Raw genomic sequence first — 17,394 nt, 5'->3', positions numbered from 1 at the left:
TAACATAATGCTTTAATTTTCACGGAAGTTATCTGGAAACTAATCCTAGAGCTTTAATTTTAAAGGAGAGCTGTATGATGAATGAATATGGTAAGTTTGAACAATTGGTTCAAAAATTTAATCAAGGAAGCAAGCTAATTCGCGCATGGGAATTAAAAGGCGGAATTTCTGCACAGGTCACAGGCCTTGAAGTATTACATCCTTCAGGGCGGATCAAGAAAATGATCGTTCGTCAGCATGGTGATCATGACCTAAAACGGAATCCAAATGTTGCAGCAGATGAACACAAGCTCTTAGGGATATTGAAAGCTGCAGGTTTGCCTGTACCGATGTCATATTACCTAGAGCAATCGTGCGAGATTTTTCCCAAGCCATGCATACTTATCGAGTTTATTGAGGGAAAGTCAGAATTCACACCCTCAAATCTTAATGATCATATCCTACAATCGGCAATCAATCTAGCAAAAATCCATCGTGTTGATTGTGCAAATCTATCTTTAACATTCATGCCAAAATTAGAAAATTCATATATCGAAATGTTAAATAATAACGATAGGGTAATCCTGGACGAAACATTAAATCTGAGCTTGATTAGAGATTTATTAAAATATTTCACGCCTTTACCATCCATGAATAAGGAAGTGATCCTTCATGGTGATTATTGGCCAGGAAATCTATTATGGAAAGAGGATAAACTAGTTTCCATAATTGATTGGGAAGATTCAGGCTTAGGGGACCCTTTGGCTGACCTTGCCAATAGTCAACTTGAAATTTTATATCATTTTGGAATGCAAGCGATGAATGACTTCACCAATCAATATAAAACCCTGATGCCTGAGCTGAATTTTACAAACTTACCTTACTGGCAATTATTTGCCGCATTACGGTTATCTACATTTCCTGAATGGGGCTTGGAAAAGAGCATGGAAAATAACTGGCGAAAAAGACACAAGTCATTTGTTCGTCAAGCGATTAACCGAATTCGTTTAAATTAATGCTTTTTTTAAATGAGTGAAAAACCTGATATGCCCAGGATATTTTTGATAAAGGCATTTATACTAGTCCCTTTATCATTTATTTTCATAAACTAATAATGACTTTCAAAAAAAAATCCAGGAGGTGTTTAAATGTATAATAAACCCTGGGGGCATCCGAAAGGCGGTCAATGTCCACGACAATATTGCCCACCTCACAGAATGCCTACTCAGTATAATCCACCTCAAATCTCCCCAGCAAAGCAATATGTAAAAACCAATGTCATCAACACGGTGATTCCGGTTTTTCACCCGACACATACAACTACGGTGAATAAACACTTCAACACATATATACCGCATACCCGAAGTATCGTGAAAGAGTGTTATTCCCAAAGCTTTATTTGTGGAGTTCCTCAACCCCCTAGTTTTTCAAGGAGAATGTTAAGATATTAATTAAAAAAACCCCAATTCGGGGTTTTTATTAATTTCTTCCTCCATCCTTTGAATAATGAGTGTCAAAGGATTTACAACTGTCTAAATGCAAACTCCCTATACTTTTTAAAGTGTTGTTTTTGATAAAACTCTTTTGCAGCTTTGTTTTCAAACCAATAATCCAGTTCAATTAATTCTATATCATTCTTTTTGGCAATTTCATAGACCTCATTCATTAGTATTTTACCGTAACCTTTTTTGGTTTGATTTTCAACGATACTAAGCTGATGCACGTATACTGATTTATACGCATTTTTAAAAGCACTTTCTGGATAGTTTTTAATTTCAATCCATACGTAACCGATCGGTTCTTCATGTTCTTTTAAAACGAGAAAAACAAAACTGTTATTTTCAACCAAACTTTTGAAAGATTCTTTCATTGCACTATAATTATATTCCTTAAAATACTTAGGATATAGTTTTGCATGCAGATTGTGAACATTTCGATTTAATTTTGCAATTACTTCATGATCCCTGGTTTGACTAACATACATAATTATCCCCCTGTTTATATCCTGTGAATTTCCATATACCAGTAATGTCCATATTCAAAGTACAATTATTTATATAGGCCAGTCAATAGCCGTAAAGAAGAATCCCATTTCTAAAGAGGAAGGCAAAGTTCTTTTTTCATTCTGGGTAAAAAAAGAGGCGAATTAACAGTTTGAATATACTAATAAATAGAGTGGAAAATATCATTAGGATATTAGTAACCTATTTCCTTAACATACTGGAAGGTGATGATCATGACTTACCCTCTTTTTATTATGACTGGCATTAGTGGCTCGGGTAAATCAGCAACTTCACTGGAATTGCAGAAAATCATGGTGGATTTCAATGTATTTGATATAGATCTTATCGTTAACAATGACGACTATGACGGCATGTGATAATTGGTTGACAGTTGCCCATTATAGTGCTTATTCCGGACGTAATTCCGTATTATTAATAAATCCCACTGAAAAACGAATTGTGGGTATTTAGCTATTGTTGGATCACATTTATATTATGTATTCTATCGAGTTATATTTTGAAATAAATTATGTATTTACAGAGGATTTTTCGAAAGTGCTCAAGCAACTATATTGCCGAATTACTATTTATTTATTTAAATATAATTGATTTGCCTGCTTTAAACCAAGAATGAAAACCGTTATTTCAATCTATATAAATATATGGGCCCAGACTTTTCTGGGCCTCTTTTTCATGGTGAATGCATTTGGCATTCCCCCACTATCCATAACACCCATCCTTGTTTTTTTATTAATCAGCTGTTGCCGTTCACCCTGTTATTCGTTTTTTATAGTCTTTGTTCTTTAATATGTTCTCACTGGTGAAATAAGATGACGATAGGAGGGATTATCGCTTGGCTCAATTAAGACAGGTCTCATTGGACCGCCAAAACTTAGCTTTACCTCTTTTTCCTTTATCGCTTTTAAGGCATCCAATAAAAAACTTCCATCCAGTGATATACTTAACCCCGCATCACCTCTGATTTCCTTGATGCTTTGCGCTTCTTCAATTTTCCCCATTTCTGTTGAGTTAGAAGATATCTTTAGCTTACTATTGTCCAGAATTTCTAAATGTACATTGTTATTTTTCCATTCACTTGCAAAAAGGCAGGCCCTATCAATACCCCTTAACAGTGTTTTCGTATCCAAGGTGATGATCGTTTTCGAATCTTTTGGCAGCAATCCTGATACATTCGGATAATTACCTTCAATCAGCCTTGAAAAAAGTGAGATATTATTTGATTTAAAGACGATATAACTTTTTGTAATGAAAATATGTATGATACCAGCTTCATCATTAATTAACTTGGTTAATTCATTAAGGCTTTTACTTGGAACGATGAAAGACCCATTCACCTTCGATTCCAATGGAAGTTCTCTTAACGCTAAACGATGGGAATTTGTTGCAACACAAGAAAGCTTGTTTTCCTTGATTGACAAATTGACTCCTGTCAGGGAAGGTCTTGCCTCGCTTTTAGAAACGGCAAACGCAGTCTGTTTTATGATTTCCAATAATTCAGCACTTGGGATATTAAAATAACAAGCTCCATCTATTTGTGGAAGATTTGGGTATTCCCCAGAATGTAACCCCTTTAAATTCATTACTATTTCATTTGATTTAATAGTAACTGAATGATTTTCATTCACCTTAACATGGATGACATCAGATAATTTTTTAACGATTTCACTTAAATATTTTGCCGATAAAACAACCGTGCCCTTTTCATGAACCTCCAATTCCTTTACACCATCAATCGTTAAAGGAATGGTTTTTTCAATGACAATATCGGAATTACTACCAAGAAGGGTTAAGCAATCGTCATTAGCCACTATCTTTATTCCTGATAAAATGGGTATAGGCGTTTTTATGGAAACGGCATGGCTGACATCTGAAATCGCCTTATTGAAGCATTCTTTGTTTATTATAAATTCCATGAAATAAGTTCACCCCAATATAATCGTTAAAGGAATAATTCGACAAAATCCCTAAAAATCCCTGTTCACCCTCTTACATATTGCTATCAGATTCGAAGAAGCGCTTATTGTATCACTTTCAGATTAATATTGAGCGTGAAATGCAAAGACAGAAAATATGAAATTGACTATAGGTGGTATTAGTTTAATATGAGACCTTTAGATGATAAGATTCTTGGGGGAAGTGATTGAAAATAGTAATCAATATTTAGGAGGAGTCCATCTTGAATCCTTATGCATTTTTGGCAATAGCCATCCTAAGTGAAGTATTTGGCAGTTCGATGTTAAAAGTATCAAACGGGTTTAAAAGGTTATTCCCTTCCATTGGTGTGGTAATCGGAATGGGTTTGGCTTTTTATTGCCTATCGTTATCATTAATAACCATACCGCTTGGAACGGCTTATGCCATTTGGTCAGGAATAGGCACTGCTTTAACTGCTTTAGTGGGAGTTATCGTTTATAAAGAAAGCTTTAACGTGAAAAAATTTTTAGGTTTAGTCCTGATCATTGGAGGGGTGGTTGTTTTGAAACTCTCTAGCGGAGGCACTTCTTAACAATTTAGTAATCGGAGGTAATAATATGAAAGGATACATAGCCTTAGGAATATCAATCATAAGCGAAGTATTTGGTACGACCATGCTTAAGTTGTCTGAAGGCTTCACTCATTTATCCGCTTCATTTGGGGTTATAATAGGATTTGGAATAGCCTTTTATAGCTTATCTTTATGTCTTAAAACAATCCCGTTAAGCTTGGCATATGCCATTTGGGCAGGTATAGGCACAGCTTTAACAGCATTGATTGGCGTACTATTATGGAATGAGCCATTTAGTATTACTACATTAGGCGGCTTAGTATTAATCATTGGCGGAGTGGTTTTACTTAATGCTTCCCATACCACTAAACAAGCAGAAGGAGAGTCAAACTAAGTTTGACTCTCCTCCTCTCCCCGCTCGTTCAAAAATAAAAATGTCTTCAAAGCCCGCCACGGCCTCTCATTTTAAATGGAGCTGAACTTTCAATAGTCTGTCCTTCATTTCATTTCTTCCTTAACCTTCACCAAGTCCTTCGTGCAAAGTCCGTGAACTTGAATTTATCGGGTCTATGCCTGGATTCGCTATATTGAAACAAGCTTCCATCGATTAAATGGACCGTACTTTTCACAACTGCCACCATATCGAAGTCTTCAATGTCCAATAATTGTTTATCTTCCTCGCTGCATGGCTCCACGGTAATTTCCTTGTTGGAAAAACCAATCTGGAGCCCGAGTTCCTTTTCGATATATCCATAAATAGAATCCTCACAAATTTCCTTGGTCAGGTTAGTTACGAATTCGCTTTTGAAATAGTCTTTGTCCAGTATGATTTTCTTCCCATTGATTTGGCGTACCCGAAATACCTTCCATACTTCACCATCATCATTTAAGTCCAGAAGCTTGGCCATGTTAGTGTCGGGGGTCTCAAGCTCCAACTTATGGATGATCGTTTTGGAATGCAAATTCAACTTTTCCACCATTTCTTTATAGGAAATCAACCCTGCTACAGGAAAATTAAATTTGCTGAAATCCAAGACAAAGGAACCCTTGCCTTTGATTTTATGGATATATCCATTTTGTTCAAGCAACTGTAAGGATTTTCTCACAGTATCCCTGGATATGTCATACTCTTCCATGAAGCTGCTTTCGGAAGGAAGCTTTGAATTTGTCGGAAAGATTCCTTCTTCAATTTTTGAAACGATATCACTATATAACGATAGGTATTTGCTGTTCATTTCATCACCACAATATATTTTTCTTAGTCTGCTACTCGTCCTTTTTCAACAAATAGACAACCGATTCATAGGGACGAAGGATAACATCACCTGCAAGTTCTTTCGAATCGATATAGTTTGAGAGAAGGAGCTCTGAGTTGTATCCGGATAGGTCTATATCCTTTGGAATTTCGAAGGACGCTTCTTTTGCATAAAAGTTATTGATGACCAAAAGTTTCTCGTCATCATAACTGCGTACATAGGCGAACAATTGGTCATGGTCGCCAAGAATTTCCTGATAGTCCCCATATGCAATGATATCATGTTTCTTGCGTAAGAATATAAGTTTTTGGTAATGATGTAAAATGGAATCCTGATCCATCAGTGCGTGTTCAGCATTGATAACCTTGGCATTATCAGGCACTGCAATCCATGGAGTCCCTTTTGTAAAGCCTGCATGCTCCGAATTTTCCCACTGCATTGGAGTTCGCGAGTTATCGCGGGATTTAGCTTGAAGGATTTCGATTATTTCCTTTTCATCCTTGCCTGCCTCTTTTAAAATATTGTAATAATTAATCGATTCCACGTCCCGATATTGTCCAATATCATTGAATTTCGGGTTGGTCATCCCTATTTCCTCGCCTTGATAAATATAAGGGGTTCCCCTAAGCATATGAATGGCTGTTGCCAGCATCTTGGCCGATTCCTTGTGATACTCTTGATCATTCCCAAATCTGGATACGATCCTCGGCTGGTCATGGTTACACCAGAACAGGGCATTCCATCCATTTCCTTCTTGCATCCCATATTGCCAGCTGCTTAGGATCTCCTTTAACTGCCTGAAGTCAAAATCTGCAAGTGACCACTTTTCCCCATCCTTATAATCCACCTTTAGATGATGGAAACTGAATACCATGGACAGCTCCTTTTCAACTGGAGATGAATATTTGATGCAATGGTCAATGGTCGTCGATGACATTTCCCCTACAGTCATCACCTCTTCATCCTTCCCGAAAGTTTCTTCATTCATCTCTTTTAGAAATTTATGAATCTTGGGACCGTCTGTATAAAAGCATCGTCCATCTCCATCTTTGTCATTTTCATATATGTCAGGTTTCGAAATAAGATTGATGACATCCAAACGGAACCCTTTCACACCTTTATCCAGCCAGAAGTTCACTACATTGAAGATTTCCTGCCTCACTCTAGGATTTTCCCAATTAAGGTCAGCTTGTGTCCGATCGAACAAATGGAGGTAGTATTCATCATGTTCCGCTACATATTCCCATGCTGGGCCTCCGAATTTCGAAATCCAATTCGTAGGGGGCTCCCCATTTTTCGATTTCTTGAAAATATAATAGTCCTTATATTCTTTCTCTCCAGCCAGTGCTTTTTGGAACCATTCATGCTCTGTTGATGTATGGTTGAATACCATATCCAGCATGATTTGAATATCCCGCGAATTAGCTTCCTTCACCAATCTTTCGAAATCATCCATCGTCCCAAAAACAGGATCAATGGATGTATAATCCGCTACATCATATCCATTATCATTTTGAGGTGAACGATAAAAAGGGGTCAGCCAAATATAATCCACTCCCAGTTTACTCAAATAATCAAGTTTTTCTATCACACCATTTATGTCCCCGATGCCGTCACCGTTCGAGTCCTTAAATGACTTCGGATAAATTTGATAGATCGTACTTTTTTTAAAATCCTTCATTGTAATTCCTCCCCTGCTTAACCCTGATGTATCTTTTGCCAGTATGGTAAAAAAAGAGGGAGAATGCTCTCCCTCCGCGTTATTAAGCATTTAGTTTCGTTGTTTTCGTTCTTGTTTTCAAGTTCATATTAGGGCGCTTGGAGAATGCTATAGTCAAAATGAATGGCACAACGAATGCAACCAGCATCGCGAGTGCAAACATTCCCATATGCTGCGGCTTGATGGATAGGATACCTGGGATCCCTCCAACGCCGATGGAATTTGCCATTACTCCAGATCCGACTGAAACGATACCTGCGAAAAGTGAACCGATCATGCCCGCTAAGAACGGAAAGCCATATTTCAGGTTAATTCCGAACATGGCTGGCTCGGTTACACCTAGATAACATGAAATCGTGGCGGGAATGGAAACCTGTCTTTCCTCCTGGTCTTTTCTGTTGATGTAAATCATTGCTAGCACTGCCGTACCTTGCGCAATATTGGATAATGCGATCATCGGCCATAGGTTCGTACCGCCAAGTTCACTCATAAGCTGAAGATCGATTGCGTTTGTCATGTGATGCAGGCCTGTGATGACAAGCGGTGCATAGGCAAAGCCGAAAACGGCAGCAAATAGCCAGCCAACTGATGAGGTCAATCCGGAATATACAACCGTAGAAATGACAGAACCAATTTTCCAGCCTAAAGGCCCCAAAATGGTATGGGCAATGATTACAGTTGGAAGTAAAGCGAAAAATGGAACGACGATCATGGAAATGGAATTGTGCACCCTATCTCTCAAGAACCGTTCTAAATACGCCAAGACGAACCCTGCAAGTATCGCTGGGATGACTTGGGCCTGGTAGCCGATCATATCGACCTGGGCAAAACCGAAATCCCAAAAAGGTATATCACTTGCCTTTGTGTTTGCCACTGCATATGCATTAAGAAGCTGTGGGGAAACCAGGGTCAAACCAAGGACGATGCCGAGAATTTGGGTCGTGCCCATTTTCTTCGAGATCGACCATGTAATCCCAACAGGAAGAAAATGAAAAATTGCTTCACCTATCAGCCAAAGGAAGGCGTGTACCCCTCCCCAAAATTGTGAAATATCCACAAGGGTCTTTGTGCTGTCATCGAACATTTTAATATCCCCGATGATATTGCGGAATCCAAGAATGAGTCCGCCAACGACTATGGCAGGAATCAGCGGGGTGAAAATATCCGCAAGATGTGCAATCATCCGCTGCAACCAGCTCATGTTCTGTTTTGCCGCATTTTTCACATCTTCTTTTGACGCTTCCTGAAGTCCAGCTATGGAAACGAATTCATTATAAAACGATGATACTTCGTTCCCGATTATGACCTGAAACTGGCCAGCTTGTGTAAACGTTCCTTTCACAAGCTTAATCGATTCGATATTCGTTACGTCCGCCTTGGCGGGATCTTTCAACGCAAAACGCATTCTTGTTGCACAATGCGTAACCGTCGCAATATTTTCTTTCCCTCCGACATGTTGGAGCAAATCCGTTGCTGGTTCTGTGTATTTACCCATTTCACTACTTCCTTTCCCTAGAAAGCAAAATATTGTTGTTTTTATAACCTGTACGTATAGGTTCTGTATACGCTTTCATATTATCCTGTACGTACAGGTTTTGTCAATAACTTTTTTCCTCACTTTAAAAGGATTGATTATCATGTACTTTCAAATACAATCCTGTTATTGCAAATATGGATGTTTGAAAACATTCATGTTAACCCGTAATTTCTCTCAAGATAACGAGTAGCTGAAAAATACCGAAATAGGGTATAATTATGATATAACCCCTCAATTAACATTTTTATGGTTAGATTTCAGCAGGGAAATGGGAGATGAACTTATGTCTGAAACCAATAAATTTCCACTTATATCAGGTAATCTTTCTCTGGATTTAGTGAATACAGAACTGGTCAGTCGTGGTCAGCGGCAGGACTTATTACTTTCAGAACGGGATGTGCTGGACTGGCTTACTGTAATAAAAGGGAAAAACTCATATTTGGATAATCAGTTATCCTCAAAAATTAAAGAGAGAATCGGGCAGGTATTTGTAGGCATTCTACAAATGCGTACTATTTTAAGAAAACAATTTGAGTTAATAGCAGATGGGAATCCGATTCCTCATGAGTTTATCGCCTTTTTAGAAAAAAAAATCGAAAAATCACCTTTCACTTATAAACTAAGTGATCAAAAACTGGTTCCCATACCTGTTGGAGAAGCGGAAGATATCCTGCAATCTTATATTGCCTTTGACTCCTTAAAATTAATTGAAGAAAATAAGCTGTCATCACTAAAGCGATGCTCGAATGATGATTGCGTACTATTATTCATCGATGAAAGCGGGAGACGCAAGTGGTGTTCAATGAAAATATGTGGTAATAGAAAAAAAGTAGCACGATTTCAACACCGGAAATCTGATGATGAATGAATATCCAACTTATTAAATAAGTTTGTCTAACAGTTTTTTTAGGTTCGACAATTTGAACGTTGCCTCCAGGGATTCGCTTTCCGCGGGCGGACCGCCCTCGGCGCCTTTGGTGCCTCCCCTGGACGAGCTTTTCTCGAACACCCGCTCCAATCAGCTTTGTTTTTACTTATAGATAAACCCCTTTTGGCTACAGTCTTTCCAACTTATTATATAAGTTGGTTTTTTTATGGATTTTTAAACTAACCACCAAAAATGGTTTTGACAGGTTAGTTTATTTCGTGTAAAGTCTAATTATATAAAAAAGGAGGGGTAATATTGGATCGTATATCAGTAGCCAGGCTTAAAGAAAAACGCTTTTTTCATATTCGTTATTTATCGAAGATGAAGGGAAAAGGAAGAAGCCCTTTACAGATAAATGTAAAGGACGCAATAACGGGACTGATTGGGGGATTTTTAACAATATTCGCTTTAATTCTTTTAACAAAAATAACATCAGCAATGTGGTTAATGGCTCCTTTTGGTGCCAGCTGTGTCCTGGCGTTCGGTCTGTGGAACGCGCCATTATCACAGCCACGGAATATTATTGGCGGCCATTTCGTTTCAACATTCGTAGGTTTAGCTACCTATCATTTTTTTGGCGATGAGCCTTGGGCCATCGGCTTGGCAGTCGGATTAGCAATTGCGGTGATGATGCTGACAAAAACGACGCACCCGCCAGCTGGGGCAGACCCGCTTGTAGTTATGCTTGGCCAGTATAGCTGGAGTTATTTATTTACGCCTGTTTTAACTGGTGCTGTGATAATCGTTTTACTGGCGTTGTTAATTAATAATTTGCGCAGCAATCGGAGCTATCCAACTTTTTGGATTTGATTGCTTTTTAATGTGTTATGAGAGAAAGAATGAAAAGTAACTACGTTTCACTATCAGGAAATAATTAAAAACGAGGAACTCTCAGGTTCCTCATTTTTTCAGTGGAATATCCTGTAAATTATGATTTCCCACACTTTTCATTAACCTTTATCTTCCATCATTTAGTTTTACATGCGTTTCTGCAACTTCCACTCCGTTTACGAGAAGGGAGATTCGATGGATTCCCGTGTAATGACGACGTGTGGTCAGGTCCTTCCAATTGTGGATTCTCACTCTCTCGACTTGTTCTCCATCGGTGAAATTCCTATCTGCCAGTAGGAATACTTTGCGAGACGTTTTCTGATTCGCTTTTACAAAATCGATGGCATACTCAATACGAAGCTTCGCTATATTCTTCACATGCACTTGAAACCCGAAATGAAGTTCACTCGTTTCCCCAATGAAAATCGAGTCTGGTTCATTTCTAATAAATGCGTTTGTAATGATACCCGGATTATTCAATACATCCATGTATCCAAATAATGAAAGGACCTCAGGATCTGCTTGACGAACTAAGGTCCTGCATCCCCGTCGGACAATCCAAATCGTGTTGGGTTCTCCGCTTTCATGCCAACGCTTGGCAGTTTCTATGACGACATTCGGATTATCTCTTGCAATATCATTCAAGTTATTTGCCACACTTTTACGAACATATAGGGACGGGTCGTTTTTCAGGTTTTCAAGTAATTCCAAGACTGGTGCCGGATCGGTTTTGAACATTGGTAAAGCTTGCCCCCAAGGTAACCTGGGCCTGCATCCCTCACTTGCCAGCCTCCGGACATGCTCATCATTATGCTTGGTCCATTCCTTCATCTTCTCGATCATTAAAACGGGATCAAGCAAAATAAAAGCACGGATGGCAAATTCGGAAGACGATCTTGCAGTAAAACGCTCCAAGGCATCTAGCGATAACGGCCAATCTTTCTTATTCAATCCATGTACCTCTACAAAATCCGGGAAAAATAAATATCTAAACCCTTCACAATCCTTATCAAGCCGATACAAAATATCCAAAGCCTCTTGATAATCACTTGGAAGATGCTTTCCAAGAGTAATGGAAATGTGCCTTATTCGTTCTTTTAACTTCCTCTCGTCCCAATGCTCATCAATTACTTCCCCTATAAACGATTCAGTTGAGAAGGACGGATGGACACCCTTTACTTTATCACCGAATTCACGAATGAACGTTTCATTATATAAATCCTTTAAAGGCTCGGCCATTTAATTCACTTCTTTTCTATATATTGGACTTGCAAATGCAACTCAACCATAGCATTTTCCCCTATCATATAACAAGGAGATAACGCAATTACCCTACACACAACCGTGAGATCCATATTAGGTCAGTAGATAATGAACTAATTAAAAGGAATCAGCAAAATCAACTAGTAAAAAGAAAAAAAGTTCGTAAAAGTGACCTTTCACAAACGTCAAAATGAAAAATCCAATGTAAACCTACCCTCATTTAATCAGAGGAACCATCCGAATTTTCTTTAATATCTTTTTTTGCGCTATAATAACCACATAAAAAGATGGTCAGGATAAAAATTATATAAAAAGAAAGACTTACAGCCCTACTGAGGATAAATCTAAAATATCTGTAAGGGAGAGGACTATTAAACACGCAATAGGTATGAAACACACAACCATATATAATCTTTTACCCTAATCGCTTGAATCATCAGTATTACCGCCAACACTGTACTAATCACTATAATAAACATTAAATCACCTAATTACTTTCTTTGGTTCTGGTGCAAAAATTACTCGCTAGAAACATAGAATGTCCGTTTCCTTTAAATTGCTAATTTATGAAGCTAACCCAAGCAGTTTATGGATGAATTCTTTTTGGTTTTGGGCAGACTTCCCCCCTTGGTAAACCTGCTTCTTTTTAATCATATGCATCGCTTCTATGCCACTCAGTATGTAAGTAGCTGTACGAAATGATTTCAATCCTAACATCGAACGAACTCGCTTCTTTATAAAACGATGATCCTGTTCCTCCATATTATTGAGATATTTAACTTGCCTTATTTGTATGCCTTCATGCAAACGTTTCTCTTCTTTTAACTCTTGAATCGCTACGGGATAGGCTGGGTTTTTGTCCACTGTTATGACACGAGGTTTACAAACATGAGAAGCAGCCAAGGCTTTCTTGAAAAAGCGCTTGGCTGCTTGTTTATCTCTTGATTCACTTAGATAAAAGTCAATCGTATTCCCTTCTGAATCGACTGCACGATACAACTACATCCATTGACCTTTTACTTTCACATACGTTTCATCGACTCTCCAAGAGTCATTTGTTGGCTTGAGGTGACGCCGTACTCTTTCATTTAATTCAGGTCCATATTGATGAACCCTACGCATAATGGTTGTGTGAGCGATAGATAAACCTCGTTCATCCATCATTTCTACCAAATCACGAAAACTCAAACTGTACCGCAGGTACCATCTCACCGTTAACATAATCATTTCCGGCTGATAGTGCTTCCACTTAAATAAATGTTCATTCGTCATACTGATCATTCTCCTTTTTTTTAGAGTAATAATATCAGTATGTCCAAGATTTAGAGATTGTTTGCAATTGTTTTGAAGTTTTTGCACCAGAACCACTTTTTATGTTTAACTTTTATTAATTAAGCGCACCTTTTCATAATCCTCTTGAACCGATGACCCAACATCTTTCTTTCCGCGTTTTTGCAAAAATAAAATATATATCAAATGAAAAGCAATGGCTACTGGAACACCAATATAAATAGTCAATTTAGTTCCTTCGTCAAATACTAAACTTATTAATACAACTAGATTAAAGACAAATGCCAAGATAGGAACTAAAGGGTAAAGTGGGGTCCGAAATTTTAGATCACTAACTTTTCCTCCTTCAGCTACATATCGTCTGCGGAAAAAATACTGAGATGCCGCAATACTCATCCAAGCCAACATGGATGCCATTCCTGCTACAGAAAGAATCCAGGTATAAATAGTTTCAGCCGCTACTTTTGAAACAAGAATGGACACACAGGAGATTCCCATACTAGCCGTTAAAGCAAGTAAAGGCACACCTTTTTGGGTTAACTTTTGAAAGGATCTTGGTGCCATCTTAGAACTAGAAAGAGAGTATAACATCCTAGTTGTAGTATAAAGACCAGAGTTAGCAACAGATAGTAATGAGGTAATAATTACAAAATTCATAATATCGGCTGCATATGGTATACCGATGTTATCTAGTGCAGTAACAAACGGGCTAGCAGCTGGTTGGATTTGTTGCCAAGGAACTATAGAAACAACGATAATTATTGACAAAACAAAGAATAATATTATTCGGTAAGCAGTTTGGTTTATAGCCTTAGGGATCGTCTTCTCAGGATTTTCACTTTCACCAGAAGCAATTCCTATAAGTTCCGTACCACCTAACGAATAATTAACAGCCATCATAGCAATAACTACTGCAAATATTCCATTAGGAAAGAAGCCAAATTCTGTTAAGTGAGTAAAATAAGGAGCTGCTGGTTCACCTTCAATTGGTACAATACCAAAAATAACGGCTAACCCAATAAAGATAAAAGAGATTATAGCGATTACCTTGATACTCGCAAACCAGAATTCTGTTTCTGCAAAGCTGCGTGCAGAAAGGGCATTAACAGAAAATAGTACAATTCCTGCAATTAACGACCAGATCCATGGAGAAATATCAGGGAACCATCTTTGCATCAGTGAACCTATAATGATAATTTCATAGGCTACGGTAGAAGACCACCCAATCCAATAAATCCACCCAACTGTAAAACCTGTCGATGGATGAATGTATTTAGTCGCATAAGCTTGGAAAGATCCAGATACTGGCATTTCCACTGTCAATTCCCCTAAGCATAGCATAACTAAATACATAATAAGTCCGCCCATCATATAGGCTAAAACTGCGCCTATAGGGCCTGCCTGACTAATCGTAAAACCTGAAGCGTTGAAAAATCCTGCACCGATTACACCACCTAAAGCAATCATAAATAAATGGCGACTTTTCATTACCCTTTTGAGACCTTGTTCATTATCTAATTCAGCCATAATACCCTCCTAAATTAAATCAGCCGTTTTATGCATGTACTAATTATGGCATTTCCTTTAATTCAGATATTGTTCTTGATACTACACCACTGAATTATAGTTAATGCAATAATTTCTGCAGATTTAAAAACTTTATCCAATTCAATATACTCATCTGGGAAGTGTGCCATTTCCGTTGTTCCTGGTCCAAAAACTACCGTTGGAATTTCCCCTACTTCTGTAAGTAATCCCCCGTCAGTTCCCCAAGGAGAAGCCTCTATCACGGGTTCTTCACCAGTAGTTTCTCTATATTGATGAACTAACGTATTCATCAAATCATGTTCAAGATCGATTTCCCCTGGTAGCCATCGAGCACCAAACCATTCTAAGACAGGTGGATTTTCTTTAAACCATGGGTCTAGGACTGATAGTTGTTGTAAACATTCCTCCATTTCATGTTGTGCATCTTCTATCTTCTCGTTAGGTGCTATACCCATTCTTCCCTCTATTTTTAGCAAATCAGGTACTGAAGATGGCCAGTTTCCTCCTGAAATAACTCCGATATTAATAGGAATAGGGATAGGGGTCTGCTCGTATAAAGGATCATTAATACGTTGATTCCGGTTAAACTCCAAAGCCCTGATTTGCTCCACTAGTATCATTGCTTTATCAATAGCGCTTACTCCCTCATATCGTGTTCCCCCGTGGGCTGATCGTCCTTTGACAAAGATCCTAAACCACATGGATCCTTGCTGTTTAGGGAAAACTCTCATATTAGTAGGTTCAGTGATTAGTGCAGCATCAGCTTTATAGCCTTTTAGAATAGTAGATAAAGTCCCTGTTCCACCACTCTCTTCTTCTATAACACTCTGAAAAATAACGTCGCCTCTAAGCTTAATATCGAGTTGTAGAATGGCTTGTAAGGCTAAAAGAAATGAAACTAGCCCACCTTTCATATCCGTAACACCACGACCATACATTTTTCCTTCCTTAATAGCTCCACTATAGGGATCATCTGTCCATTGTTCATGATCACCTTCAGGGACAACATCAATATGTCCGTTTAAGATTATGGAACGGCCACCACCTGTTCCAGGTAGAACACCTACAACATTAGGACTTCCTGTAAAATCATCCCTTGACGAACAAAAGTAGGGACTTTCGGTTAATTCTTTTCCACATGGCTCCCAGGCATCCACCTTTAACCCCATAGTCGACAATACTTCAGTGATTATTGATTGCGCTTTTGCCTCATTTTTAGAAATACTAGGAGATTGTACAAGTCGTTGTAATAATTCTGTACCTTCTTCATAATGCTCTTTTAACCATGTTTGAATTTGTGCTTTGATTAATTGCAATACAGTTCACCTCGCTTTAATGTGGTTATAGTGTTAGGTTTTCATATATGACGGTAAGCCCCATTCCTCCAGCCATACATAGCGTCACCATTCCATACTTTGTTTTGGTACGTAACATTTCATTCATTAGACTAACAGTTAGTTTAGCACCAGTTGCTCCAACTGGATGCCCCAACGCAATAGCTCCACCATTAACATTTACTTTTGAATAGTCTAACTCTAGTTCTTTAATAACAGCTAATGCCTGTGCAGCAAAGGCTTCATTAAGCTCAATCAAACCAATATCATCTAAAGTTAATCCGGCTAACTCTAGTGCCTTTTTTGTTGCAGGAACAGGTCCAATCCCCATAATACCTGGTTCTACACCAGCACTAGAAAACGCTCTCACTTTTAGCAAAGGTTTTATACCTTTTTGTATAGCTTTCTTTTTTGACATCATTAATACTGCTGCTGCACCATCGTTCATAGGGCACGCATTCCCAGCAGTGATTGACCCATCTTTATTAAAAACAGGTGGAAGATTTTTTAATTTATCTAGCAGAATATCCGAGCGTACAGACTCATCTGTCCTGAAAAGGTAAGATTCTTTCGTACCGGGGACCTGAACAGGCAAAATTTCATCTTGAAAATAATGATTTTCAATAGCCTGAATTGCCTTTTTATGGCTATCAAAGGCAAATTTATCTTGTTCCTCGCGGGAGATACTGTAAATTCGCGTTAAGCGTTCAGCCGTCATTCCCATATGTTCATTTTCCAACGAGCAAATTAAACCATCAGTTAATAGGGCATCTTCCATTTCTACGTTCCCAAATTTTGTTCCCCATCTATTTTTAACTAAATATGGGACCTGACTCATATTCTCTACCCCACCTGCAATTACCACCTCTTCTTGACCGGCCTTAATCGTTAAGGCCGCGTTAGTAATTGCTTTTAAACTTGAACCACATGCCTTGATTACAACATGTCCTGGAACACTCGTTGGGAATCCAGCTAATTGCGATGATATTCTAGCTGAATTCAATCCTCCCCCATGTACATAGCCATGTCCAAATATTACTTCATTTACATCCGCTTTGGTAAGAGTGGTCTTCCCCATTAAACCCTCCAATATTTGTCTTCCCATTTCAGTGGCGGAAGCACTTTTAAGTGACTTTCCAAATGCACCCACTCCAGTACGAACTCCTGATACGATTACGGCATCTTCCATTTCAATCACT

Annotated in this window: 15 protein-coding genes and 1 pseudogene; 6 read left to right on the top strand and 10 right to left on the bottom strand. The window is 38.4% G+C overall.

The window, feature by feature from the left end; translation table 11 throughout:
• Positions 1-74 precede the first annotated feature (74 nt).
• Together OSJ91_RS10665 and OSJ91_RS10660 are read left to right on the top strand one after the other, a co-directional pair.
• Complete coding sequence (locus OSJ91_RS10665; protein WP_485891531.1) at positions 75-995, top strand: aminoglycoside phosphotransferase family protein; 921 nt, start codon at positions 75-77, stop codon at positions 993-995.
• 132 nt (positions 996-1,127) lie between these two features.
• Positions 1,128-1,430: a CotD family spore coat protein gene (locus tag OSJ91_RS10660; protein ID WP_485891530.1), complete on the top strand. Its 303-nt coding sequence runs from the start codon at positions 1,128-1,130 to the stop codon at positions 1,428-1,430.
• A gap of 71 nt (positions 1,431-1,501) precedes the next feature.
• Here OSJ91_RS10660 and OSJ91_RS10655 read toward each other — a convergent pair whose 3' ends face one another.
• Both OSJ91_RS10655 and dnaN read right to left on the bottom strand, forming a co-directional pair.
• Positions 1,502-1,963 carry a GNAT family N-acetyltransferase gene (locus OSJ91_RS10655; RefSeq protein ID WP_485891529.1) on the bottom strand — a complete coding sequence of 154 codons (462 nt, stop codon included), beginning with the start codon at positions 1,961-1,963 and terminating at the stop codon, positions 1,502-1,504.
• An 822-nt stretch (positions 1,964-2,785) separates the two neighbouring features.
• Complete coding sequence (dnaN, locus tag OSJ91_RS10650) at positions 2,786-3,916, bottom strand: DNA polymerase III subunit beta (RefSeq protein WP_350302183.1); 1,131 nt, start codon at positions 3,914-3,916, stop codon at positions 2,786-2,788.
• Positions 3,917-4,179: 263 nt separating this feature from the next.
• Between dnaN and OSJ91_RS10645 the strand changes: the two genes are divergently transcribed.
• Positions 4,180-4,509 (top strand): DMT family transporter, encoded by a 330-nt coding sequence (locus OSJ91_RS10645; RefSeq protein WP_101221634.1) that lies wholly within the window; start codon positions 4,180-4,182, stop codon positions 4,507-4,509.
• Positions 4,510-4,534: 25 nt separating this feature from the next.
• The gene (locus tag OSJ91_RS10640) at positions 4,535-4,882 is read left to right on the top strand and encodes a DMT family transporter (RefSeq protein WP_350302182.1); all 348 of its coding nucleotides are present in this window, start codon (positions 4,535-4,537) and stop codon (positions 4,880-4,882) included.
• A 127-nt stretch (positions 4,883-5,009) separates the two neighbouring features.
• On the opposite strand, the gene treR is transcribed toward OSJ91_RS10640, so the two are convergent.
• From treR to treP, 3 genes are all read right to left on the bottom strand, one after another.
• Positions 5,010-5,723 (bottom strand): trehalose operon repressor, encoded by a 714-nt coding sequence (treR, locus tag OSJ91_RS10635; protein ID WP_350302181.1) that lies wholly within the window; start codon positions 5,721-5,723, stop codon positions 5,010-5,012.
• Between the two features lie 31 nt (positions 5,724-5,754).
• Positions 5,755-7,425: an alpha,alpha-phosphotrehalase gene (treC, locus tag OSJ91_RS10630; protein WP_350302180.1), complete on the bottom strand. Its 1,671-nt coding sequence runs from the start codon at positions 7,423-7,425 to the stop codon at positions 5,755-5,757.
• An 82-nt stretch (positions 7,426-7,507) separates the two neighbouring features.
• Positions 7,508-8,959 carry a PTS system trehalose-specific EIIBC component gene (gene treP / locus OSJ91_RS10625; protein WP_350302179.1) on the bottom strand — a complete coding sequence of 484 codons (1,452 nt, stop codon included), beginning with the start codon at positions 8,957-8,959 and terminating at the stop codon, positions 7,508-7,510.
• Between the two features lie 325 nt (positions 8,960-9,284).
• Here treP and OSJ91_RS10620 point away from each other — a divergent pair, with 325 nt between their 5' ends.
• Positions 9,285-9,869, top strand: a complete 585-nt coding sequence (locus OSJ91_RS10620; protein WP_350302178.1) for a CGNR zinc finger domain-containing protein — start codon at positions 9,285-9,287, stop codon at positions 9,867-9,869.
• 315 nt (positions 9,870-10,184) lie between these two features.
• Positions 10,185-10,739: an HPP family protein gene (locus OSJ91_RS10615; protein WP_350302177.1), complete on the top strand. Its 555-nt coding sequence runs from the start codon at positions 10,185-10,187 to the stop codon at positions 10,737-10,739.
• A gap of 147 nt (positions 10,740-10,886) precedes the next feature.
• On the opposite strand, the gene OSJ91_RS10610 is transcribed toward OSJ91_RS10615, so the two are convergent.
• The 5 genes and pseudogenes from OSJ91_RS10610 to OSJ91_RS10590 all read right to left on the bottom strand — a co-directional run bounded on the left by OSJ91_RS10610 (position 10,887) and on the right by OSJ91_RS10590 (position 17,384).
• A complete protein-coding gene (locus OSJ91_RS10610; RefSeq protein WP_350302176.1) occupies positions 10,887-11,999 on the bottom strand; it encodes a DNA alkylation repair protein in 1,113 nt (370 codons plus the stop codon).
• Between the two features lie 588 nt (positions 12,000-12,587).
• Positions 12,588-13,295, bottom strand: a pseudogene (locus OSJ91_RS10605) (IS6 family transposase).
• A gap of 105 nt (positions 13,296-13,400) precedes the next feature.
• A complete protein-coding gene (locus OSJ91_RS10600) occupies positions 13,401-14,840 on the bottom strand; it encodes an amino acid permease (RefSeq protein WP_350302175.1) in 1,440 nt (479 codons plus the stop codon).
• A 62-nt stretch (positions 14,841-14,902) separates the two neighbouring features.
• Positions 14,903-16,177, bottom strand: coding sequence for a peptidase (locus OSJ91_RS10595; RefSeq protein ID WP_350302174.1), 1,275 nt, complete (start codon positions 16,175-16,177; stop codon positions 14,903-14,905).
• Positions 16,178-16,202: 25 nt separating this feature from the next.
• A complete protein-coding gene (locus OSJ91_RS10590; RefSeq protein ID WP_350302173.1) occupies positions 16,203-17,384 on the bottom strand; it encodes a thiolase family protein in 1,182 nt (393 codons plus the stop codon).
• Positions 17,385-17,394: the final 10 nt, after the last annotated feature.

This window comes from Bacillus sp. T-10(2022), from assembly GCF_056502895.1.
The sequence above is the reverse complement of the archived record's forward strand: the minus strand, read 5'-3'. Positions and strand labels throughout refer to the sequence as shown.